General features: G+C 71.0%; 15 protein-coding genes and 3 pseudogenes. 8 read left to right on the top strand and 10 right to left on the bottom strand.

The genetic code is table 11. The features are described 5' to 3' along the window. The first annotated feature begins 19 nt into the window (after positions 1-19). The 3 pseudogenes from ABT170_RS33065 (at position 20) to ABT170_RS33055 (ending at position 2907) form a co-directional block, all read left to right on the top strand. Positions 20-1458 (top strand): annotated as a pseudogene (locus ABT170_RS33065) (replication initiator). Then, a pseudogene (locus ABT170_RS33060) lies at positions 1458-1586 on the top strand (helix-turn-helix domain-containing protein); the annotation flags it as partial. The pseudogenes ABT170_RS33065 and ABT170_RS33060, both read left to right, overlap by 1 nt. Positions 1587-1606: 20 nt before the next feature. Further along, positions 1607-2907, top strand: a pseudogene (locus ABT170_RS33055) (tyrosine-type recombinase/integrase). 105 nt (positions 2908-3012) lie between these two features. Here the strand turns inward: ABT170_RS33055 and ABT170_RS33050 are convergent. The 6 genes from ABT170_RS33050 to ABT170_RS33020 form a co-directional block, all read right to left on the bottom strand. Beyond that, positions 3013-3309 carry a hypothetical protein gene (locus tag ABT170_RS33050; RefSeq protein WP_351873554.1) on the bottom strand — a complete coding sequence of 99 codons (297 nt, stop codon included), beginning with the start codon at positions 3307-3309 and terminating at the stop codon, positions 3013-3015. Between the two features lie 14 nt (positions 3310-3323). Further along, the gene (locus ABT170_RS40710) at positions 3324-4880 is read right to left on the bottom strand and encodes a polymorphic toxin-type HINT domain-containing protein (RefSeq protein WP_502970600.1); all 1557 of its coding nucleotides are present in this window, start codon (positions 4878-4880) and stop codon (positions 3324-3326) included. 228 nt (positions 4881-5108) lie between these two features. Further along, on the bottom strand, positions 5109-6161 hold the full coding sequence (locus ABT170_RS33035) for a hypothetical protein (RefSeq protein WP_351873548.1): 1053 nt from the start codon (positions 6159-6161) through the stop codon (positions 5109-5111). 10 nt (positions 6162-6171) lie between these two features. Beyond that, complete coding sequence (locus ABT170_RS33030) at positions 6172-7098, bottom strand: N-acetylneuraminate synthase family protein (RefSeq protein ID WP_326679269.1); 927 nt, start codon at positions 7096-7098, stop codon at positions 6172-6174. A gap of 13 nt (positions 7099-7111) precedes the next feature. Then, positions 7112-8443: a cytidylyltransferase domain-containing protein gene (locus ABT170_RS33025; RefSeq protein WP_329946427.1), complete on the bottom strand. Its 1332-nt coding sequence runs from the start codon at positions 8441-8443 to the stop codon at positions 7112-7114. 20 nt (positions 8444-8463) lie between these two features. Beyond that, entirely contained in the window at positions 8464-9846 is a 1383-nt protein-coding gene (locus ABT170_RS33020; protein ID WP_329946428.1) for a DUF6716 putative glycosyltransferase, read from the bottom strand. Positions 9847-10033: 187 nt separating this feature from the next. Between ABT170_RS33020 and ABT170_RS33015 the strand changes: the two genes are divergently transcribed. After that, the gene (locus ABT170_RS33015) at positions 10034-11017 is read left to right on the top strand and encodes a glycosyltransferase family 2 protein (RefSeq protein WP_329946429.1); all 984 of its coding nucleotides are present in this window, start codon (positions 10034-10036) and stop codon (positions 11015-11017) included. Then, complete coding sequence (locus tag ABT170_RS33010; protein WP_351873542.1) at positions 11014-12390, top strand: polysialyltransferase family glycosyltransferase; 1377 nt, start codon at positions 11014-11016, stop codon at positions 12388-12390. Before ABT170_RS33015 ends, ABT170_RS33010 begins: the two co-directional genes overlap by 4 nt. Positions 12391-12608: 218 nt before the next feature. On the opposite strand, the gene ABT170_RS33005 is transcribed toward ABT170_RS33010, so the two are convergent. Then, complete coding sequence (locus ABT170_RS33005) at positions 12609-14960, bottom strand: glycosyltransferase (RefSeq protein WP_351873539.1); 2352 nt, start codon at positions 14958-14960, stop codon at positions 12609-12611. After that, positions 14957-16552, bottom strand: coding sequence for a hypothetical protein (locus tag ABT170_RS33000; protein WP_351873537.1), 1596 nt, complete (start codon positions 16550-16552; stop codon positions 14957-14959). The genes ABT170_RS33005 and ABT170_RS33000 overlap by 4 nt, the downstream gene beginning before the upstream one ends. Positions 16553-16924: 372 nt before the next feature. Between ABT170_RS33000 and ABT170_RS32995 the strand changes: the two genes are divergently transcribed. Continuing rightward, the gene (locus ABT170_RS32995) at positions 16925-18025 is read left to right on the top strand and encodes an acyltransferase family protein (protein ID WP_351873584.1); all 1101 of its coding nucleotides are present in this window, start codon (positions 16925-16927) and stop codon (positions 18023-18025) included. Between the two features lie 17 nt (positions 18026-18042). Continuing rightward, positions 18043-18501 carry a MarR family winged helix-turn-helix transcriptional regulator gene (locus ABT170_RS32990; protein ID WP_329946433.1) on the top strand — a complete coding sequence of 153 codons (459 nt, stop codon included), beginning with the start codon at positions 18043-18045 and terminating at the stop codon, positions 18499-18501. A gap of 87 nt (positions 18502-18588) precedes the next feature. On the opposite strand, the gene leuE is transcribed toward ABT170_RS32990, so the two are convergent. Both leuE and ABT170_RS32980 read right to left on the bottom strand, forming a co-directional pair. Beyond that, complete coding sequence (gene leuE / locus ABT170_RS32985) at positions 18589-19254, bottom strand: leucine efflux protein LeuE (RefSeq protein ID WP_329946434.1); 666 nt, start codon at positions 19252-19254, stop codon at positions 18589-18591. Positions 19255-19428: 174 nt separating this feature from the next. After that, on the bottom strand, positions 19429-21009 hold the full coding sequence (locus ABT170_RS32980; RefSeq protein WP_329946435.1) for an acyl-CoA mutase large subunit family protein: 1581 nt from the start codon (positions 21007-21009) through the stop codon (positions 19429-19431). Positions 21010-21252: 243 nt separating this feature from the next. On the opposite strand from ABT170_RS32980, the gene ABT170_RS32975 reads away from it, so the two are divergent. Further along, positions 21253-22257 carry a L,D-transpeptidase family protein gene (locus ABT170_RS32975; protein ID WP_351873532.1) on the top strand — a complete coding sequence of 335 codons (1005 nt, stop codon included), beginning with the start codon at positions 21253-21255 and terminating at the stop codon, positions 22255-22257. Positions 22258-22462 lie beyond the last annotated feature (205 nt).

Genomic DNA, 22462 nt, shown 5'->3' with positions numbered 1-22462 from the left:
GAAGGGACACCGCCCCGACATGGTCACTCTGGACCTGCGCCACGTGGCAAGCCCCGCCGTACGGGACCTGCTCCGCCTCGTCAACCACCCCGACTTCGACCGCGCACAGCAGCAGATCGAACGCCTCGGCGGCTGCACCGAACCCGTCCGGCTGACCGGCCACACTGCCACCGTCGGCACCATGACCGGTGAGGTACTGCGCTCCTACACCACGACGGAGGAGCCCACGGGCAGCGTGCTCACCGCGTGCGGCAACCGCCGCGCCTCCCGCTGCCCGGCCTGCTCCCGCCTCTACGCCGCTGACACCTACCACCTCATCCGCGTCGGCCTCTCCGGCGGCAAGACCGTGCCCGACACCGTCCGCACCCATCCCCGCGTCTTCGTCACCCTCACCCCGCCGTCCTTCGGCCCCGTCCACAACCGCCTCACCACTCCCGGCGGCGACATCCGGCCCTGCCGCTGCCGCAAGCTCCACGAACCCACGGACCCCCTGATCGGGACGCCGCTGAACCCGGCAACGTACGACTACGCGGGCGCGGTCCTGTTCAACGCGTACGCCGGAGCCTTGTGGGCCGCTTCACCACCTACCTGCGCCGCGAACTCGCCGCCCGACTCGGCATGACCCAGAAAGCCGCCCACACGGCAATTCGGGTCTCCTTCGCCAAGGTCGCCGAATACCAGCAGCGCGGCCTGGTCCACTTCCACGCCGTCATCCGGCTCGACGGCCTGGACGGCACCAGCCAGCCCCCGCCGCCGTATGCCACCGTCGCCGTGCTCACCGACGCCATCCGGGTCGCCGCACCCCGCGCCCACATCACGGTCGAGTCGGACGCGGTCGGGGAACGCGAAGTTGGCTGGGGCCAACAGCTCGACGTACGCGAGATCGCCGCCTTCGGCACCGACACCGAACTCACCGACCAGGCCGTGGCCGCCTACGTCGCCAAGCACGCAACCAAATCCGCCGACGCCTCCGGCACCCTCGACCACGCCCTGTACTGCCGCACCTGCCACGGGCGCGGAGCCATCCTCCTGCCCCACGGCACCCTGCTCCCCTGCACAGCCTGCGACGGCACCGGACAGGCCCAGCCGCTGCCCCGCCTCGCCGTCGCCCGACACGTCCGGCAGATAATCCGCACCTGCTGGGAGCTCGGCCGCCTGCCGGAGTTCGCCCATCTCAAGCTCTGGAAGTGGGCCCACATGCTCGGCTTCCGAGGCCACTTCTCCACCAAATCCCGCGCCTACTCCACCACCCTCGGCGCGCTGGGCGACGCCCGCCGCGCCTGGCACACCGAACAGGCCCACGCCAACCTGCCTGAGCACGACCCGACGAGCACCCTCGTCGTCGGCCACTGGGACTACCTCGGCTCGGGCTACAGCCCCGGCGCAGCCCTCCTCGCGGCCGACGTCTGGCATCGCAAGGAACTGGAACAGCAGTTCATGGCCGAAGGGAGCTGTTGATGGCCTCGCTCCCGCCCACCGTTCTCCACGCAGAGGCGGCACCGGCGCTAGATCTGCTGACGGTGCCCCAGGTGATGGCCCGCCTCCAACTCGGCCGCTCCGCCGTCTACGGCCTGCTCCGCACCCGCCTCGAACAGGAAGCTGCCTGATGACCACGCCGCGCCCCGCCGCCTCCCGCCGCACCCGTTCCCGCGCCAACGGAGACGGCACCATCTACCAGCGCACGGACGGCCGCTGGGAAGCCTCCGGATACGTCCTCGCCCCCGGTAACACTCGCAAGCGCGTCCGCGTCTACGGCACAAGCCGGAAGGAAGCCCTGGGCAAGCTCACCAAGAAGATCGCCGCGAGCAACCTCGGGCTGCCCGTCGCAGTATCCGACTGCACCGTGAGCGACTACCTGACGTACTGGCTGAACAGCATCGCCGTTCACCAGGTCCGGGAGAACACCCACACCCGCTACGCCACCTGCATCCGTCTCCACCTCATCCCCGGCCTCGGCGCGAAGAAGCTCGCCCGGCTCACCGCCCGCGACGTCCGCTCCTTCCTCGACCACCTCCGCGTCACCTGCCAGTGCTGCATACATGGACGGGACACCGCCCGGCACTCCTGCTGCGCCATCGGCCAATGCTGCGACAAGCGGCTCTCGCCACTGACCGTGACCTACGTCCACCCGGTCCTCAAGTCCGCACTTGAGCACGCCGTCCGCGAAGACGACCTGCCCCGCAACGTCGCCCGAAACGTCAAGACCACCGCACCTGGCCCAGGCGCTTCCGGCCCCTCACTGCGACAGAAGCCCGCCGGTTCCTCGACGCAGCCCGAGGCGACCGGCTCCACGCGCTGTACGAACTCGCCCTCCACACCGGACTCCGCAAGGGCGAACTCCTCGGGCTGTGCTGGGAATACCTCGACCTCGATGCGGGCACGGCCGCGATCCGCCGAACTTTGCAGCGCACCAGCACAGGCGGGCTCACCACGCTGCCCACCAAGACCCGGGCCTCCGAACGCCGCATCGCCCTCCCCACTCGCTGCGTCCACTCGCTGAAGCTCCACCACGAACAGCAGAAGCGCGAACGTGAGGTCGCGGGCACCACATGGCAGGCCGACGGGCACGTGTTCACGACCGCGCAGGGCCGACCGAGCGACCCGACCAACCTCACCCGCGCCTTCATCACGCTCCTCCGCAAGGCCGGCCTCCGCCGCATCCGTTTCCACGACCTCCGCCACTCGACGGCCACCCTCCTCCTGGAACAGGGCGTCGAACTCGTCGTCATCAAGGAGCTCCTCGGCCACGCCCACATTGGCGTCACCGCCACCGTCTACGCCCACGTCCGGCTCCGCCTTCAGCGAGACGCCATCGACACCCTCGGCACCGCGCTCGGCAGCCCAGGAACCACCGCAACAGCCAGCGGCGACGGCGACCCGCCAGCACTGGCCGACCTCGTCCGCTGACGTTGCCGTCAACTACTGCCGTCACCCCACGCAGAAGCCCCGCCGGGACACACCCGACGGGGCTTCCAGTTTGCTGCAGCTACACATAGCTACAACACTCACGCACTAGTCTCCCAGAAACCACAGATAGAGATGTGATCCATTCTCCACCTGCAGACAGAGCCTTTCGATCTCCGCTGCTGAATCCTGCCCAATAATCTCGCGGACAGACTGGTGAGCGATTTCCCGTCGAAGCCTCTCGACCTGTCGCGAATTGAACATGGTATCCGCGTAAGGCAGCAGGCTGCTCAAGAACGGAAATCTGTCTTCATCAATGCACTGGACGGTTTCCATCCAATCCAGTCTGCAAGATCCGCGTAGCACAATTTCGCCGCTCTCCGTGCGCACCTGGGCATTGATCATCAGCCACCACCTCGTCAGTTCGGGTGAACGCTCTCGACCGCACCGTTCCGCACCCATACCGCAACCGAGAACAGATCGTTCCCGTCCGCGTCGTAGCCGATCGGGTGACGGCTTCTAATGTCGAGAATGTGGCGGCGGGCGGAACCGGTGCCGAGGTTCATATTATCCATCGGCTTTCTCATCGCCAGCTTGGACCAGTTGCGGATATGGTCTGGCGTAACCCAGTCCTCGAATTTTGACTTCTCCGCCCATTTCCAGGAGTCCGCGTGATTCGCGTCATGCCTCGGGAGGATATGTTCATCCATCACCTTATCCGAGACAGCCCCAGTCCCGCAGTTGTGAACGAGGACCGGCGTGGCCCCGGCCAGCACATAGTACGTGTGGATTCCCTCAACAGTGAGGTCGTGCGTCTGCTGCCGCTTCGTATAGTGCCGCGCCGAAATGACCTCGACATCGCGACCGTCAGACGTGAGCAGCTTCGTCCCCGGCTGCACTTCCCCCGCGTCGAGCCACTTCTTCTGGTTCACCGACCAGAAGGGATGGGTGTCCGTGGCGACGATGCTGGCCTCGCCGGTCTCCGTGGTGACGCTGAGCTCGGTGAAGTCCTTGTCATCCTTGGTCAGGATGGTCTCGATGACTTCCTTGGACCGTTTCTCACCGGTATCCGGGTCCGTGGCGAGTACGACGTCCCCCTTCTCGACGTCCTCGATCTTCTTACTTGTGCCATCTGCCAGCAGAACTCGGGTGCCCGGCAGGAAGCTGTGGCACTTCTTGGCCGCAGTCGAGGCGGCGTCAATGGCCTTCTTGGCACCCTTGATCGCCTTCAGGGGCTTCAGCAGCGGAAGGTCCGTGGCCGACCAGCCGCACTGGCTCAGGTCACCGCCGCCGCAGTCCTGCCATGCCTGCACATCCGGCAGCAGGACGGATACCGCGATCGGTGCGACCCACTTCGTGCAGAAGTTCTTCGGGGCGACCTTCGGGTGCGGGATCACATAGCCGCTGACGGGCTTCCCCTTCGCCCTCACGCGCGAGGACCAGGAGTAGGAGACGGTGGTGACGCCGCTTACCTTGCTACCGAGGTGCCCGGGCCAGTACTGCTGGTGTCGGTAGCTCCAGCCTCCTTGGCTGTCGCGGAACCATCCGCTGCCGGCCTTCCCGTTGTTCGAACCATCAGTCGTACTGCGGACATCGTTGTAGTCGTTGCCACCGACCGGGCCGTCGGGCCGCAGTCCGCTGGGATCGCTGAAGGAGACGGGGTTGTTGTTCGCGTAGGTGTAGCCGTGTGCCTGCTGGGGATCAGCGAGGTCCAGGATCGGATCAACGCTGATGAAGCGGCCGTTGACCGGGTCGTATTCGCGGGCGCCGAGGTGGGTGAGTTCGGTGTCGGGGTCCTTCGTTCCGCCGACGAATCCCTTGTCCCCGGCCCATGTTGTGGGCTGGGAACCACGGGGCGCGCCGAAGATGGTGCTCTGACGACGGGTGACGGTCTGGGCCGCGTCCGCGGAGACCTGAGTGGTGCTGGTGCCGTGGTGGTCGTTGATCAGGAAGCTGAGCTTCCCGCCCTTGCGCAGGGCTACGGTTTCACCCGCTGCGGGGTCTCGGTCTTGCGGTTGCCGACGGCATCTTAGGTGTACGTGGTCCAGTACGGGTCCGGGCCGCCGATGACCGCTGTGGTCGGGGGCGCTGCCGCGCAGTCATCAGTGGCGGTCCAGGCGTCGTGGGCCACCCGTAATCTGCTGACCCGGATGCTGGAGCCCCGCCGCGAGAAGTGACGCGGCGCACCGCTCGACGTCCCGCCCTCACCCCTCCGCCGTCACCGCCGTGGCCCGCCACGGGGCGAGGCGCTGTACGTCGCGGGCGGTTTCCGTGACGCCGCTCAGGAAGCCCTGGGCGCGCGGGGAGGCCGTGTCGCGGAGCCATTCCGGGGCGATGTCGCAGACCGCGACCTTGACGCCCGTGCCGGCCAGGGCCAGGGGGAGGGTGTGGACGACGGTGGAGGGGAAGCTCAGGACCGTGCGGCCGATGGGGCCCCGGCGGGCGATGAGTTCCAGGGGGAGGTCCGGGCGGACGATCTCCAGGCCGGTGGCGGCCTCCAGGGCGTGGAGCTTCTCGGCGGACTCGCGGCGGTGCGCGAAGTAGCGGGTCGCGCCGTGGGCGCGGGCCAGTGCGGCGACGGCTTCCTGGTACGGGACCGGGTCCACGACGCCGGTTTCCACCAGGGAGGTGCCGACCAGGTCCGCGCCCTTGCTGATGCGGGGCGGGCCGAAGCGGGTGCGGGTCCAGGAGAAGTCGTTGGCGGTGACCGTGATGCCGGGCGGGGCCTGGACCGGCATGGCGGTGAACACCTCGACCGTGCGGTTCGCCGTCGGGGTGAAGCGGCGGCGGGCGGTCGCGGTGACCGGGGCCAGGACCAGTTCGCGCGGCCCCTTGCTGCCCCGGCGGTGCCAGCGCACCAGGCGCTCGCCGCGGGCCAGTTGGGCGACGAACTCCATGGTGGCCGTGCCGTCGTCGACCACCGTGAGGCGCGGGGCGCGGACCAGGGTGAGCAGGAGTTGTACGTACCGGGAGAACGGGTCACCGATCACGATGTGGTCCGCCCGCCTGACCAGCCCGGTCAGGGCGCGCAGGGCCTTGAGAGGCGCGCCGGACTCGCCGCGCGCCTCCTGCCAGCGGACGGTGATGCCCTCGTCGCGGGCCAGCTCCGCCATCCTGCGCAGCTGGCCGCGCGACATCGGGTCGACCGGGGGGAGGACGACGACCGTGGTGGCGGCCGGGTCCCCTCCCCCCATGGCGTGGGCCCACTCCAGGACGTTCAGGAGCTGGACCGGGCTCTCGACGAAGGCGAGGTTCACCGGTCGGCGCTCAGACCGCGACCGGCTCGGGGGCCGCGTCGCTCTCGGCGACGACGCCCGCGACGCGGCGGAGCTTCTTCATCGGGCCGAGCTCCGACTCGTACACCTTCTTGACGCCGTCGCCGAGGGAGGCCTCGATGGTGCGGATGTCGCGGACCAGGCGGGTCAGGCCCTGCGGCTCGACGGAGGCGGCCTGGTCGGAGCCCCACATGGCGCGGTCCAGGGTGATGTGGCGCTCGACGAACGTGGCGCCGAGCGCGACGGCGGCCAGCGTGGTCTGCAGTCCGGTCTCGTGGCCGCTGTAGCCGATCGGGACGTTGGGGTACTCCTGCTGGAGGGTGTTGATGACCCGCAGGTTCAGCTCCTCCGCCTTCGCCGGGTACGTCGACGTGGCGTGGCAGAGCAGGATGTTGTCCGAGCCGAGGACCTCCACCGCGTGGCGGATCTGGCGCGGGGTCGACATGCCGGTGGAGAGGATGACGGTGCGGCCGGTGGCGCGCAGGGCGCGCAGCAGCTCGTCGTCGGTGAGGGAGGCCGAGGCCACCTTGTGCGCGGGGACGTCGAACTTCTCCAGGAACGCGACGGCCTCGGTGTCCCACGGGGAGGCGAACCAGTCGATGCCGCGCTTGGCGCAGTGCTCGGCGATGGTGCGGTACTCGTCCTCGCCGAACTCGACGCGGTGGCGGTAGTCGATGTACGTCATCCGGCCCCAGGGGGTGTCGCGCTCGATGTCCCACTGGTCGCGCGGGGTGCAGATCTCCGGGGTGCGCTTCTGGAACTTGACGGCGTCGCAGCCGGCTTCGGCGGCCACGTCGATCAGCGCGAGGGCGTTGTCGAGGTCGCCGTTGTGGTTGATGCCGATCTCGCCGGTGATGTAGACGGGGCGGCCGGGGCCGGCGGTGCGGGTGCCGAAGGTGCGCAGGCGGGAGGTGTTCATGGTGGTGCGTTCCTTACTTGGTGGGGACGGTGGGGACCGTGGGAACGGCCGGGACCGTGGTGGTGAGGGTGGGAGCCGTGGTGGTGAGGGTGGGGCCCAGCAGCCAGGCCGCGATCTCGCGGATGGCGCCGAACCCGCCGGGGGTGGTCGTGACGGCGCGCGCCGCGGCGCGTACCGAGTCATGGGCGCTGGCGACCGCGACGGGCCAGCCCGCGAGGTCGAAGCAGGGCAGGTCGTTGACGTCGTTGCCGACGTAGAGGACGCGTTCGGGGGCGATGGACTGTTCGTCGCACCACTGCTTGAGCGCCTCGTCCTTGCGGTCGATGCCGTGCAGGACGGGGACCTTGAGCTTGCGGGCGCGGGCGGCGACGACCGGGTTGCGCTCCGTGGAGAGGATCAGCAGCGGGAGGCCCGCCCGGCGCATCGCGGCGATGCCCAGGCCGTCGCCCCGGTGTACGGAGACGGTCTCGCGGCCCTCGGAGTCGATCATGACCCGGTCGTCGGTCTGGGTGCCGTCGAAGTCCAGGACGACGGCGTCGATGTCCGCGCGGGTGGGCAGCGGGGCCGGGTCCAGGAGCGGGGCGAGCGCGCGGGCGCGGTCGAGGTCGTGCGGGTCGTCGATCTCCAGCACCCGTGCCGGGTCCGTGCGGACCAGCGCGGTGTGGCCGAAGAAGCGGTGGCGGTGGGCACGGAAGCCCGCCACGTCCATGGCGTAGGCGGCGCCGGTCTCCAGCAGGTCCTGGGGGCGGGCCTGGCGCATGGGGCGGACGGCCTTGTCGTGGTTGACGCCGTAGCTGCCCTCCTCCACCGCGGCGCCGTCGCGCCACACGAAGCCGTGGAACGGGGCGACGGTGACCGCCGTGTCGGCGCCCTCGCGGGCGACGGCGACGGCGACGCCGTCGATGTCCTCGCGGGTGACGAACGGGCTGGTGCACTGGACCAGCAGCACCACGTCCACGCTCCGGCCGTGCATGGCCTCGTACGCGTCGAGGGCGTGCAGGACGGCCGCCTCGCTGGTGGCGGTGTCCCCGGCGATGGCTTCGGGGCGCTGGACGCAGTGCAGCCGGTGGGCGGCGCCGTACGTCTCGGCCGCCGTCCGGGCCGCCTCGGCGATGGCCGCGTCGTCGGTCGTGACGACGACGTCGCTGACCTCCGGGGCGCCGAGGCAGGCGCGGACCGCGCGGGCGACCAGCGGTACGCCGCCGACCTGGGCGAGGTTCTTGGCGGGAACCCCCTTGGACCCGCCGCGGGCGGGGATCACCGCGAGCACGGTGGGCTTCGAGGGGTTCCGGGCCGGTGTCCGCGCGGGGTCCTGGGTCGTCGGGGAGGTCTGTGGCGGCGTCATGGATGCTCCTGAGGTGGTGGTCACAGCTCGCCCATCCGGCGGATCACGGGGGCCACCCGCTGGACGCCCTGGCGGTAGGCGCCGCGTGCCGCGTTGCGTACGGTCTCGCGCACCGCGCCCCGTACCCGGCCGGTCCCCTGGGGGGCCGCCGCGCCGGGCAGCGGGTGACCGTCGGGGGCCAGGTGGTGGCGGGCGAGGATGCCGGGCAGATAGCCGGGGGCGGTGGCGGGCGTGTAGTAGGGGGACAGGGCCGGGAGCCGGTCGCCGCGTTCCAGCAGCGCGCCGACCGTGGCGCGGGCCCGGTCGTAGGCGCCCTCGTACGAGCCGTCGGCGGCGACTCCCTGGCCGGCCAGCCACTCCTCGTCGGGCCGCGGACGGAAGCCGCCGTCGAGCCGGTCCCAGGAGGTGAGCAGCCCGGAGCCGACGAAGTGGTGGTTGCCGAGGGTCTCGCGGACGCCGAGGTCGGTGAGGACGGCGGTCGGGATGCGCCGGTGCAGGGACTCCAGCGCGGCCGTCGAGGAGACCGTGACCAGCAGGTCGGTGCGGTCCAGGACCTCGCCCATGTGCCCGTACACCAGGCGGAAGTTGGGCGGCAGCCCGCCGGGCAGCCTCTCCGCGAGGCGCTGGTAGGGCAGCTCCTCGATGTGCGTGGTGTGCTCGCCCGGCTTGGAGCGCAGCTTCAGCAGCACCTCGCGGCGCGGGTGCAGCCGGGCGTGCTCGACGAGCCTGCGCAGCAGGTACGTGCGGTCGGCGCGGGAGGCCGGTACGGAGGGCTGGGCGGCGAACACGACGGTGTCGCGGCCCTCCTGGGGCCGGTGCGGCTCGCCGCCGAGGAAGGGCAGCGCCGCCTCCGTGACGGCCGAGGCGTCGGCGCCCACTCCCTCGTACACCGCGCGGAACCGCTCCGCGTCGTGGCGGGAGTTGGCGAGGACGACATCGGCGCCGTGCCGCAGCAGGAGCCCGTCGGCCAGCTTCTCGTAGACGACGCCCACATAGCCGGTGACGATCACGGGTCTGCGGGGCAGCGCGAGGGCGGCGAGGCCGTGCAGCATGGCCTGGACCCCGCCGCCGACGAGGGAGAGCACGACGAGGTCGTACGCCTCCTCGCGCACCGTGTGCAGGAACTCGACGGCGGTCACCTCGCGCACCCGGCCGGCGTCGATGCCGACCTCGCCGACCTCGGCGAGCTGCCGGGGGGTGGGGGTGGCCCGGCCGCGCAGCAGCAGTCCGCTCATCTGTACGGGGCGTGCGGCGGCGCCGGCCGCGGCGGTCAGACGGCGCGCGGTGAGCGCGCCCCATTTCCACCGGGTGTCGGAGTCTGCGAGGACGGCCACCCGCAGCGCCGCGGTGTCCGCGGCGGCGGTTTCGGCCGGATCGGCCGTATTGCTGGTACGTGGGGGCACGACGTAGAAGTTAGGAAAGCAGGTGAAGGGGCGGCCCAACGGAGCGGCAACAAATGGTTAACAGCCCGCCGACGCTTGGCGAATCGGCCCGGGATTCGCCCTGGTTCATCATTCCGACATTCGCCGTTCACCGATCATCCCCCCTGGGGACAAGGCAAATGCCGGGCACCGCCCTAGCGTGATGCGGGTGGTTAAGCTCTCCGTCATCGTGCCGTTCTACAACGTGCAGACATACGCGCCCGACACGCTCAGAAGCCTACGGGCCAATGCCCGTGAGGACTTCGAGTTCATCCTTGTCGACGACTGTTCGACCGACGGGACGGCGGACATCCTGCGCCGGGCCCAGGACGACATCCCGGGGGTGGTCCTGCTCAGACACGAGCGGAACGGAGGGCTGGCCACCGCCCGCAATACGGGCCTGGACGCGGCGCGCGGCCAGTACCTCGCCTTCCTGGACGGCGACGACTGGCTGGCGCCCGGCCACTACGCCGAACTCCTGGCCCGTACCGAGGCGTTGGGCTGTGACTTCGTGCGCACCGACCATGTCCAGGTGGAGGGCACGAGCCGTACGGTGCACCGCGTCCCGCACGGCGGGCGCGAGCGGGTGATGGACCCGCGCGAGGCGATCCTGCCCGCCGACCGGTCGACGTCGGTGGACTATCCGTACGCCTGGGCGGGCCTCTACCACCGCCGGCTGCTGGACCGCGGGCTGCTGCATTTCACCGACGGGCTGCGCACGGCCGAGGATCGGCCGTGGATCTGGCGGCTGCACCGCAGCGCGGAGTCCTTCGCGGTACTCGGAATGCTGGGAATTTTCTACCGGCGCGGGGTGGCTTCCTCTCTGACACAGATCGGTGATGTGCGTCAGCTCGATTTCATTCGCTCCTTCGACCAGGTCGTGCGGGAAACCGCGGAGGACCGCGACGCGGAAGTGCTGCTGCCGAAGGCGGTACGCACGTACTGCGCGATCATTTCCCATCACATGAGCTCGATCGAGAGGTTCGAACCGCCCGTGGCCCGCACCCTGAAATCGCTCAGCGCGGCGGCGCTCAAGCGCATGCCCCAGCCGGTGCTGGACGACGCGCTCGACTCCATGGACGTCCAGCGCGCGACCCTGCTGCGCCGGCTGCGCCGGCGGCCCGTCGCCGCGAAGGAGGCCGCGGCAGCATGAATCTGTCCCCGTCGCACCGCCGCACCACCCAGATCTTCGCCGCCTCCACCCTCTACGGCGCGGCCACGCTCGCCGCCGCCCTGGACACCGGCTGTTTCGCACCGGCCGACCGCCGCATCCTGCTCGTCTGCAACAACGCCGCGATCCCGGAGACCACCCCGTCCCTCGACGCGATGCCGGGCTTCGAGCGGCTGCGCGGCCGATTCGACGACGTGGTGTCCTGGAACGGGACCATCGCCCCCTTCCACCCGAGCGGCTGGGCGCCGCGCCCCGACGACGTACCCCTGTGGGAGCGGTATCTGCGGCTCGCCTGGGGCCTCGGCGAGGACGAGGTCGAGCTGGCCGTCGAGTCGATCCAGGTCAACCCGGCCATGGCGATCGCCCAGATCTTCTCCGGCGCGCCGGTCGATGTGTACGCCGACGGGCTGATGAGCTACGGGCCGACCCGCAACAAGATCGACCCGCTGGTCGGGACGCGGGTGGGGCGGCTGCTGCATCTGGATCTGGTGCCGGGTCTGGAGCCGCTGCTGCTCACCGAGTTCGGCGTGGTGCCGCAGATCGTGCGGACCGAGGCCTTCCGCGCGGTGCTGGCCGAACTGGCCGGTGTGCCGGCCGGCCTGCCGGCGGTGGAGGCGCCCGCGCTGCTGCTGGGCCAGTACCTCTCCGCTCTGGGGCTCATCTCCGCCGCCGAGGAGGAGAACCTGCACCTGCGGATGATGCGGGGCGCGGTGGCGCTCGGCCACACCCGTCTGGTGTTCAAGCCGCATCCGACTGCTCCGGCCCAGTGGTCGAGGGCGATGGAGGCGGAGGCGGAGCGCCTGGGTGCCGAACTGACCGTGCTGGACGCCGGGATCCTGACCGCGCCGGTCCTCGCGGAGGTCCTCTACGAGCGGATGCGGCCCGCGCTGGTCGTCGGCTGTTTCTCCACGGCGCTGCTCACCGCGTCCGCGTTCTACGGGCTGCCGGTCGCCCGGGTCGGCACGGAGCTGCTGCTGGACCGGCTCGCCCCGTACGAGAACAGCAACCGGATGCCGGTCACCCTGGTGGACGCGTTGCTGCCGGAACTGGGGGACCGGGCGGCGGTGCTGGCGCAGCGGCCTTCGGACGGTGCCGAGCCGGAGGTGTCCGCGCTGGTCCGGGCGGTCGGGTTCGCCATGCAGCCCCGGATATACCCGCAACTGCGGCCGGAGGCGGAGCGGTATCTCTCCGACCGGCTGACGCCGGTGACCTGGCGGTACTTCAAGCGGCGCCGGCTCACCGCGCTGGCGCTGCCGGGGGCGGTGCCGTCCCAGTTCGCGTTCCTGCCGCGCAACGCGACGGTACGCAGGGTGGCGAAGCGGGCGCGGTCGCTGCGGCGCGCGGTGCGCGGGTAGCCGTCGCGCGGCTGGCCGTCGCGCGTGTCGGCGGGGGCCGGCGTCCGGCGGGGGCCGGCGTCCGGCGGGGCGGGTCCGGTGGTCCGGTCCCGCCCCGCGGCCGTTCGTACGACGAATCCCGCCGGCCGGCCCCTGTCTCCCGCCGCGCCCTGTCTCCCACCGGCGCTGCGTAACCACCGGCCCTGCTTACCGCCGCCCCTGTCTCCCGTCGGCCCTGCCTACCGCCCCAGGATCACGCGCAGGTCCGCCGCGTTCGCCTCGGTGACCTTCCACAGCTCCTGCTGCCGGCCGTGCACATCGGCCACCGCCGCCGCGTGGTCGGCCAGCAGCCCGGCCGCCCGTTCGGTGAGACGGGCACCCAGGTGCCGGTCATGGACGGAGACGCCCCACTCGGGCCGCTCGATGTCCGCCAGGAAGTACGCCATCTTGGGGTGCGAGATCAGGCTGACGACCGGCGTCCCGCAGCCGAACGGGATCATGCCCGCGTGGCCGCGCATGCCGATGACCAGCTTCGTACGCGCGTAGGTGTCCCGGATCGCGTCGTTGTCGAAGTCGTACATCGGGATGACCGGCAGCGAGATGCCGTACTCGCGCCGCAGGTCGAACGCGATCCGCTCGTCGTCCAGCGAGTGCGCGACACACTTCACCTCGGCCAGCTTCCCCAGGGCGGTGACGGCGGTGGCCATCTCGCCGAGGAAGTGCCCGTAGTCGTGGCCGAAGCGGAGTCCCGCCCGGTCGTACGCGGCGTTGACCAGGATGGTGTCCTCGCGGGTGGCCGGGTCCTGCCAGCCGTCGACCAGCTGCCGGGTGACCGTGGTCGGGCAGGGCTGGAAGCGCACCTTGTGGTGCAGCTCGGGCGGCAGCAGGTCGCGGACCTTCCCGATCGAGCCGTGGTTGCGCAGCCCGAAGAACGCGGAGCGCTCCACGAGGGTGCGCAGGCTGGACAGGAAACGGTCGCGGCCGTGCCCGTACGCCTGGCCGTCGAAGGCGTTGAAGCCGACCGCGTACACCATGACGGGGACGTCGATCCGCTCCAGCAGCCCGTCCGGCACGTTCCACTGCCAGCCGCTGTTGCCGTTCGGCGCGGTGTCCGGGATGAAGAGCCCGCCGCCGCCGATGACCAGGCCGCGACGGTCGTTGACCCGTTCCAGGGCCGCCTCGTCGAAGAGGCGGTGGGCGTGGACGGAGTGCCAGCGTCCGGGCCCGGTGTCCTGGCCGAAGGCCAGCCGTACGCTCTCGGGCAGCAGTTTGTCCCCCGCGTTGCCCTGGTGCTCCATGTAGAAGGCGACATGGGCGAGCTGGCCGGAGGCGGGACCCTCGGCGGGCGGGACGAGGCCGGTGGTGCGCAGGTGCATCAGCCGGTTCGCCCGGTGCGTCGGGTCGACACCGAGCCCCTGTCGGGCATAGCCCGCCGCACCCTCGTCGTCGCCGTGGATCCAGGCGATCTGGGCGAGCCGGCCGAAGGCGGTCGCGGCCCGGTTCGGCGCGGCGGTGGCCAGCAGCAGCTGGGCACGGGCCTCCTCGCAGCGGGAGACGCTCATCAGGGCGTGCCCGAGCACCTCGTGCGGCCAGGCCTCGTCGACCGGGATACGGACCCGGCCCAGCAGGTCGGCGGCCTCCTGGTACTCCCCCGCGCCGATATGGGCGGCGGCGACCCTGCGGGCGCTCTCCACATCGCCGGTGCGCAGGACGTGCGGGGTGCCGTAGTGGACCAGCAGGTCGTGGTGCTTGGGCGTGTTGGCGGCCAGGTACGCGGCGTGGAAGTCGGCATCGGACAGCTCGTACGCGTGCCAGCGGGCCTCGGCCTCCCCGTACCCCGCCTCGCCGCCCTGCCAGGGCTTGTGCCGCCCCGTGAAGTGCAGGATCGCGGTGCCCTCGGGGACCGGGAGGTCGCCCGAGAGCCGCCGCTTGACGAAGTTGTAGCGGGCGTCGAGGTGGAGGAAGTCACCGTCCAGCACGGCGTTCAGGATGCCCTGGTCGTGCTTGTCCAGCTCGTACGTACCGGCCCGGCCGACCTCGTCCAGCTCGGCGCAGAACGCGTCGCTCAGATACTCGCGCTGGATGACCAGCAGCCCGCTGTTGAGCTTGTGCTGCCCGTAGAAGAACTGCGGGACGGCGGCGAGGCCGTCGCGCAGCTGGAGCAGTTCGCCCAGGTCGTCCAGGACCACCATGTCGGTGTCCAGCGTGATCACGGTGTCGTAGTCACGCACCCGGAACACATCGAGGATGAAGTAGGCCTTGCGCACCAGGTAGTTGTCCTGGTCGCCCTTGGCGTACGTGTCGTAGTGGTCGGCGTCCACGCGCCGGAAGTCGACGCGCGGGTGCAGGGCGCGGATCTTCGCGACCGAGGCGGGGCGCAGCCCGTCGTGCAGGACGAGGAAGTCCTCGCAGACCTGCGGGTTGGAAAGGGCGAGGCTGCGGAGCAGGGTCAGGAAGCCGGGCAGGTAGTTCTCGTCGACGAAGCTCGCGAAGGCGACGCGGCGCTTGCCGGTGAGCGCGTTGGCGGGGGTTCCGCCGAGCGCGTTCGCGGGGGACCCGGGGAGCGCGTTCGCGGGGGTGGGAGCCGTCATCGCAGTCGTATCCTCGTATCGGTGACGCTCTGGGCGCGTTCCATGACCCACGCCTTCTCGCTGGTGTACTCGTGCACGGCGGTGATGGGCATCTTCATCGCCCCGGGCAGCCGGTAGGCGCCGCTCTCGTAGAAGTCGAAGCCGATCAGGTCCAGTCGCGGGCTGACGTCCAGGAAGTCCAGCAGCCACAGCATGTTGAACCCGGTGGTGGGTATCGCCGGCCAGTCCTCCGTGCCGACCCGTCCGATGTCGCGCATCGGCCAGCGCAGCGTCTCGTCGCCCAGGCAGGTCTGCGCGCCGGGCACCAGCCGGTTGCGCAGCGAGTGCTTCCAGTCGCCGGAGACGCCGCCGAAGATCAGCCGGGTGTCCACCCGCTGGTCCCAGTTGAACCCGTGCTTGTGGATGCCGGCGTGGATGTCGGTGCGCCGGCCGGTGGCCACGGGGTCGATCCGGTACGAGTTGAAGCGGACGACCAAGTCGTAGGCGTCGATCTCGTCCCCGAGCGAACTCATGCCGACCCGCTGCGAGTTGGCGATCAGACAGATCGACTTGCCCGCGATGCGGTTGCGGAACTCACCGAGCGTGAGCCACTGGACGCCGCCGAAGGAGGGGTCGTCCAGCGGGCCGCGCATCCGGATCCTGCGCTGTTCGGCGTACAGGGCGGTGAGTTCGGAGAGAGCGGCGAGTTCGGAGGGAGCGGCGGGGTCGGCGGGGTCGGTCCGCCTTGCGGCGCCGGGACCGCAGGTCCCCGCGTACGTACCGCCACCGCTGCCGGGCATCCCGGCGGCCTCGCGCGCCAGGCCGAGGTACTGCGACACCGTCTCCTGCACCTCGGTGACGGGCGTGCCGTCACGGCTCTGGGCCAGCAGCGCGCCGATCAGCCGGGCCCTGGCGCCGGGCCGGTCGCCGCGCGCCCGCCGCTCCAGGCCCTCGGCCCAGGACTCGGTGACGGGCCGCTCGGCGAACTCCCGGGCCTCGGGGCAGCCTTCGGCCAGCCGGTACAGCAGTTCGGCCTGGAGCCGGGCGCCCTCCCGCAGTCCGGCGACCTTGGCGGCCACACCGAACCCGTCGTCCTCGGTGAGCGCGAGGTAGCGCTCGTACGCGGCGACGGCGGCGCTCTCCGCGCCCATCGACTCCAGGATGCGGGCCCGCAGCCGCCAGCCGCCCCGGGAGCGCCTGCGCTGGGTGAGCAGGGTGTCCGCGACGAGGAGGGCGAGCTTGGTCTCGTCCTCGTACTCGCAGTCCAGCGCCTTGTTGCCGACGGCGAGCAGCGGGTCGATCAGATGGTCGCCGAGGACGGCACCCGCGCCCGCCGGCTCCTTGCCGGGCCGCCGGAGCAGTGACAGCGCGGGTGCCGGAGCGACCGGGGCCGAGGCGGCGTGGGCGGCGAGCAGCTGACGCAGCGCCTCCGCGAGTGCCGTACGGCGCCGGTCCAGACCCGCGACCAGCTTGCCGCTGTGCGCGGCACAGGCGCGCAGGCAGGTCTCCAGATCGGTGGGGGTGACGTCGGCTGCCGCTGACGTATCGCCCTCGGGACGGGCCGGGACCTCCGCGTCACGTTGCCGTAACCGGCGGGTGCGGGCTTTCGTCATGGCGCTCCAAGCGTCTGTGCCCGTGGGGGAATGGGGGCGTGGGTTGCGTACGGCGGTCACGGACGTCCGTGCCGCCCGTCTCCGGAGGAACGGAGCGGGGCGGGAGTCCGCAGAGCGGGTTTCGGTTTCGCGTCACCGTAGGAAACCTGGACGGCCCTTGGATGAACTCGCCCTGTCGACCCGGGAAACTGCCTGCTTCCCGGGCGTTTTGGCCCCTCTCCGCGCCCTACGCTGACGCGGCGCACCGGCTGAAATGGAGTGGCCTTGACCATCACACCGCAGGACGCGGGCACGGCGGCCCGCGCCGCCACGCTCCCGCTCTCCGATCCCCTGAGCACCCCGCGCGGCACCCCGGAGACATCGTCCGGAGCCCTGCCGCGGGACCCGTCGCCCGCGCGGCCGAAGGTCCGGATGCGCGCCCTGGACGGACTGCGGCTGCTGGCCGCGCTGATGGTCGCGGGCTACCACTACGGCGGCCGGGGCGGCGACATCACCGAGGCGTGGGGCAGTTCCGCGGCGGTGCAGTTCCCGACCGCCCACAGCTGGTTCGCCTATGGCTGTCTCGGGGTGCAGATCTTCTTCGTGATCAGCGGTTTCGTGATCTGCATGAGCGGCTGGGGCCGTTCGCTGAACGCGTTCTTCGCCTCGCGGGTCTCCCGGCTGATGCCCGCGTACTGGGTGGCGCTCGTCCTGGTGACCCTCGTCTTCGCGCTGCCCTGGGTGGCGTACGAGGCGGTGTCGCCCAGTGACGCGCTGGTCAACATGACGCTGCTCCAGCAGCCGTTGGGCGTGGACCGGGTGCTGGGGGTGTGCTGGACGCTCTGGGCGGAGGTGCGGTTCTACGCCCTGTTCGCGCTGTGCGTCGTGCTGCCCGGGGCGAACCGGCGGCGGGTGGTGCTGTTCTGCGCCGTGTGGACGCTGGCGGCGGCACTGGCGAAGGCCTCGGGCGAGCCGTTCCTCGATGTGCTGCTGATGCCGGAGTACGCCCCGTACTTCATCGGCGGTATCGGGCTCTATCTCGTGCACCGGGACCGCCGGGACGCGCCGGCCTGGGGCATCGTCGGGGTGAGCTGGCTGCTGGGCCAGCACTACGCGGTGGCGGACCTGTGGCACCCGGCCGGCCCGGACGCCTTCTCCTACCGTTCGTCCACGGTGATCGTCCTGGTCGTGACGGCGGGCTTCGTCGCGGTCGCGGCCATCGCTCTGGGGGCCCCGAACCGGATCGACTGGCAGTGGCTGACGGTCGCCGGGGCGCTGACGTACCCCTTCTACCTGGTGCACGAGCACCTCGGCTGGGTGGTCGTGGGAGCCCTGCACCGGGGCCTGGGCGTACCGGCCTGGGGGACGTTCGCGCTGACGGTGGCGGCGATGCTGGCGCTGGCCTGGCTGCTGCACCGGTTCGTGGAGCGGCGGTTCACCCCGCTGCTGCGGGGCGCCCTCTCCCGGACACCCCTTGACCTCAAGAATGGTTGAGGTCCTACGTTCGGGCCATGGACTACTCACACGATGACGCGGGTCTTGCCCGCCAGCCGATCGGTTACTGGGCCTGGGCCGCGCACAAGGCGGCCGTGACACACATCCGGGCCGCGCTCGCGGAGCACGGTCTGACCCAGCCCCCGTGGTGGGTCCTCAACCAGCTCGGCGAAGCGGACGGGGAGGGCCGGGTCCGCGAGGAGCTGGTGACGATGCTGAAGGGCTACCTGGACGTCGGGGACAGCCTGGAGCCCGAGGTCGACGCCCTGATCGCGCAGGGTCTGGTCACCCAGGCACCGGACACCCGGCTGCGGCTGACCGCCGAGGGGCACGCACTGCGCGAACGGGCGCTGGCCGGCGTGACGCGGGCCGGCGCGGACATCCACGACGGCATCCCGCCCGAGGAGTTCGTGGCCGCGCTCAAGGTCCTCCAGCGGATGATCCACAACGTCGGCGGGCAGGCCTGGCACCACTGAAACCGGCGGACGGCCGGTATCCGGCCGGTCCCGTCGGCCGGATACCGCCGGACTGCCGGATACCGCCGGACTGCCGGGACCCGCCGGTCAGACGCTGCTGATCGAGAGCTTCGCCGCGAATCCGAGGAACAGCACGCCCGCCGCCGAAGTGGCCCCCGCCGAGAGCCGCTTGCGGCGGCGGAACGCGGAGGCCAGGCGGGTGCCCCCGAATATGAGCATCGAGAGGTACAGGAAGCTGGCGAACTGGAGCAGCGTGCCCAGCAGGAGGAAGGACAGGGCCGGATAGGCGTAGCCGGGATCGACGAACTGCACGAAGAAGGAGATCACGAACAGGATCGCCTTCGGGTTGAACAGGCTGACCACCAGCGCCCGCCGGTAGGGCCGCTCCATCTCGGCCGCCGCCTGCGGCGCCCCGGCCTCGTCCGTCAGCTCGGCCACCCGCCGGTGCCGCTCGCGCCACAGCGACACCGCCGCCCTCAGCATCCCGATGGCCAGCCAGGTCAGATAACCCGCTCCCGCGTACTTGACGAGCGTGAACAGCAGCGGAGTGGTCTGGAGCAGGGAGGCGGCGCCCAGCGCGGAGAGCGTCATCAGGACCGTGTCCCCGGTCCAGACACCGGCTGCGGCCACATAGCCGGTCCGTACACCGCGCCGGGCGGCGACGGAGAGCACGTACAGCGAATTCGGCCCCGGCAGAAGGACGATCAGCACCAGGCCGGCGAGATAGGTCGGAAGATCGGTGACACCCAGCATGGACGGAGTGTCGCACGGAGGTACGACACTCCGTCCAGGCGTTTCACTGCGGGAGACAGCGGGAGACAGCAGGGGGCGCGCCGGGGGACACCGGCAACCCGCCGGCAGACGCCGGGAAGAGACCGGCAGCCGCCGGCAGACGCCGGGAAGTGACCCCCAGACGCCGGGGAGACGTCAGAAGGCGTCCGTGGGCACGTACGTCCCCCAGACCTCCCGCAGCGCGTCGCAGACCTCGCCCACCGTCGCCCGTGCCTTGAGCGCGTCCTTCATCGGGTACAGCACGTTGTCCGTTCCCCCCGCCGCCGTCTTCAGCCGTGCCAGCGCGGCGTCGACCGCCTCCTGGTCCCGTCCGGCACGCAGCGCGGCCAGCCGCCGGGCCTGCTGGGCCTCGATCTCCGGGTCCACGCGCAGCGGCTCGTACGGCTCCTCCTCGTCGAGCCGGAAGCGGTTGACGCCGACGACGACGCGCTCGCCGCTGTCGGTCTCCTGCGCGATGCGGTACGCGCTGCGCTCGATCTCGCCCTTCTGGAAACCGCGCTCGATCGCGCTGACCGCACCGCCCATGTCCTCGACCTTGCGCATCAGCCCGAGGGCGGCCTCCTCCACGTCGTCCGTCATGCTCTCGACGACGTACGACCCGGCGAACGGGTCGACGGTGGCCGTGACGTCCGTCTCGTACGCGAGGACCTGCTGGGTGCGCAGCGCGAGGCGGGCGGACTTGTCGGTGGGCAGGGCGATGGCCTCGTCGAAGGAGTTGGTGTGCAGCGACTGGGTGCCGCCGAGGACCGCGCCCAGGCCCTGCACGGCGACGCGGACGAGGTTGACCTCGGGCTGCTGGGCGGTGAGCTGGACGCCCGCGGTCTGGGTGTGGAAGCGCAGCATCAGCGACTTGGGGTTCTTCGCGCCGAACTCCTCCTTCATCACCCGGGCCCAGATCCGGCGGGCGGCCCGGAATTTGGCGACCTCTTCGAGGATCGTGGTGCGGGCGACGAAGAAGAAGGAGAGGCGTGGGGCGAAGTCGTCGACGTCCATGCCCGCCGCCACCGCCGTACGGACGTACTCGATGCCGTCCGCGAGGGTGAAGGCGATCTCCTGCGCGGGCGAGGCCCCGGCCTCGGCCATGTGGTAGCCGGAGATGGAGATGGTGTTCCACCTGGGGATCTCGGCCTGGCAGTACTTGAAGATGTCCGCGATCAGCCGGAGCGAGGGCGACGGCGGGAAGATGTAGGTGCCGCGGGCGATGTACTCCTTGAGCACATCGTTCTGGATGGTTCCGGTGAGCCGGTCCGCGGGGACGCCCTGCTCCTCGCCGACCAGTTGGTAGAGCAGCAGCAGGAGTGCGGCGGGGGCGTTGATGGTCATGGAGGTGGAGACCTTGTCCAGCGGAATCCCGCCGAACAGGACGCGCATGTCGTCGAGCGAGTCGATCGCCACCCCGACCTTGCCGACCTCGCCCGAGGCGATCGGGGCGTCGGAGTCGTGGCCCATCTGGGTGGGCAGGTCGAAGGCGACCGACAGGCCCATGGTGCCGTTGGCGATGAGCTGCTGATAGCGGGCGTTCGACTCGGTGGCGGTGCCGAAACCGGCGTACTGGCGCATCGTCCAGGGCCGCCCGGTGTACATCGTCGGGTAGACACCGCGGGTGAAGGGGTACGCGCCGGGCTCGCCGAGCTTCCGGTCCGCCCGCCAGCCGTCGAGCGCGTCCGGCCCGTACACCGGCTCGATGGGCAGTCCCGACTCGGACTCTCGCGTCATCTGATGTGCCTCCCCTTCAAGCTACCTATTGGTAACAAATCTCGCGACGGACTGTAGCGGCGCCCGCGCGACCGGTGGAGGGCCACCGGCTGGGACCTTGCTCACAGGACCCCGTACCGGTCTGGACGCGCCGTTCCCATCATGCGCAGGATTCGGCAACCGGGCAGGGCGGGAATCCGTCCAAGGAGACACCGGAACCACCGGGCGGGACACCGGAACACCGGGCGAGCAGGGGGACCGAGGATGACAGGCAGCGCAGACGGTGGAAGCAGGGGAAGCGGCGCGATCCGCGACGGCGGTACGGGCGGGGTGAGCGGGGTGAGCGGCGTCGGTCCGGGCGGGCGACGGCGCCGCGGGAGGCGCTCCTCCGCGACGCGGGCGGCGGTCGGTGTGCTCGCCGTCACCGCGCTGGCGGCGGGTTGCAGGGCCCAGGCCGCCCAGGGTACGGAGCCGGTGCCACCGCCGGCCCCGGCCTCCGGCGGCCCGACGGCGAGCCCCACCCCGCGCCCCTTCGCCACTCCCTCCGACGACGCCGAGCCGGGCGGCGGCCCCACCGCGACGCCCTCGGCGACCGCACCCGTGCCGCAGCCGAGCACCGCGCCGCCCACGCCGCGGCCGGCGGCCCTGATGAAGACCGGGTCACAGGGCAAGCAGGTACGGGAACTCCAGGCCCGGCTCCGCCAGATCGGCCACTTCGACCGCACCCCCACCGGCTACTACGGCAGCGTCACCGTCACGGCCGTCCAGTCCTTCCAGGGCAAGCGGGGTCTCGACCGCACCGGCAGCACCGACGCCGTCACCTGGCAGAAACTGCTCGGCATGACCCGGACGCCGACGGCCGCGGAGCTGGACCCGCCGACCGAGCGGCCGGCGACCGAGCCGGACGAGCGGTGCATGACGGGGCGGGTCCTGTGCATCAGCAAGAACAGCCGGACCCTGTCATGGATGATCGACGGCCGGGTCGTCTCCTCGATGGATGTGCGCTTCGGCTCGCAGTACACACCCACCCGCGAGGGGACGTTCGCCGTGTACTGGAAGTCCCGGCACCATGTCTCGACGCTCTACGACTCGCCGATGCCGTACGCGATGTTCTTCAGCGGCGGTCAGGCGGTGCACTACTCCTCGGACTTCGCGGCCCGCGGCTACAGCGGCGCGTCGCACGGCTGTGTGAACGTCCGGGACGAGGGGAAGATCGCCGCGCTGTACGCGCAGGTGAAGAACGGCGACAAGGTCGTCATCTACTGGTAGCGGGCGCCGCCGGCGGCCGGGGGAAAGGGGGCGCGGACGGGACCGGGGGAACATGTCCCGCCCGCGCCGATGCGCCGAGCCGTAGGTACGGGGGGAACCCCGGCTCATGGCGCCGCCGATGACCAGTCGGCTCACTCTGTACTGCGCCCCGCCGCCGAAAAACGTCACACCTTGTGGGCAGGGCCCTTCCGGGCGAAGCGAAAAG

This window comes from Streptomyces sp. NPDC001787, assembly GCF_040297465.1.
Lineage (GTDB): Bacteria > Actinomycetota > Actinomycetes > Streptomycetales > Streptomycetaceae > Streptomyces.
This window is presented reverse-complemented; position numbering and strand designations above follow the sequence as displayed.

Bases quoted from the DNA above. Each gene is read 5' to 3' on its own strand.
- leuE (WP_329946434.1), bottom strand. From the start codon at position 19,254: ATGCTGGGTGTCACCGATCTTCCGACCTATCTCGCCGGCCTGGTGCTG.
- ABT170_RS32990 (WP_329946433.1), top strand. From the start codon at position 18,043: ATGGACTACTCACACGATGACGCGGGTCTTGCCCGCCAGCCGATCGGT.
- ABT170_RS33010 (WP_351873542.1), top strand. From the start codon at position 11,014: ATGAATCTGTCCCCGTCGCACCGCCGCACCACCCAGATCTTCGCCGCC.
- ABT170_RS33000 (WP_351873537.1), bottom strand. From the start codon at position 16,552: ATGACGAAAGCCCGCACCCGCCGGTTACGGCAACGTGACGCGGAGGTC.
- ABT170_RS32980 (WP_329946435.1), bottom strand. From the start codon at position 21,009: ATGACGCGAGAGTCCGAGTCGGGACTGCCCATCGAGCCGGTGTACGGG.
- ABT170_RS32975 (WP_351873532.1), top strand. From the start codon at position 21,253: ATGACAGGCAGCGCAGACGGTGGAAGCAGGGGAAGCGGCGCGATCCGC.
- ABT170_RS33030 (WP_326679269.1), bottom strand. From the start codon at position 7,098: ATGAACACCTCCCGCCTGCGCACCTTCGGCACCCGCACCGCCGGCCCC.
- ABT170_RS33025 (WP_329946427.1), bottom strand. From the start codon at position 8,443: ATGACGCCGCCACAGACCTCCCCGACGACCCAGGACCCCGCGCGGACA.
- ABT170_RS33050 (WP_351873554.1), bottom strand. From the start codon at position 3,309: ATGATCAATGCCCAGGTGCGCACGGAGAGCGGCGAAATTGTGCTACGC.
- ABT170_RS33005 (WP_351873539.1), bottom strand. From the start codon at position 14,960: ATGACGGCTCCCACCCCCGCGAACGCGCTCCCCGGGTCCCCCGCGAAC.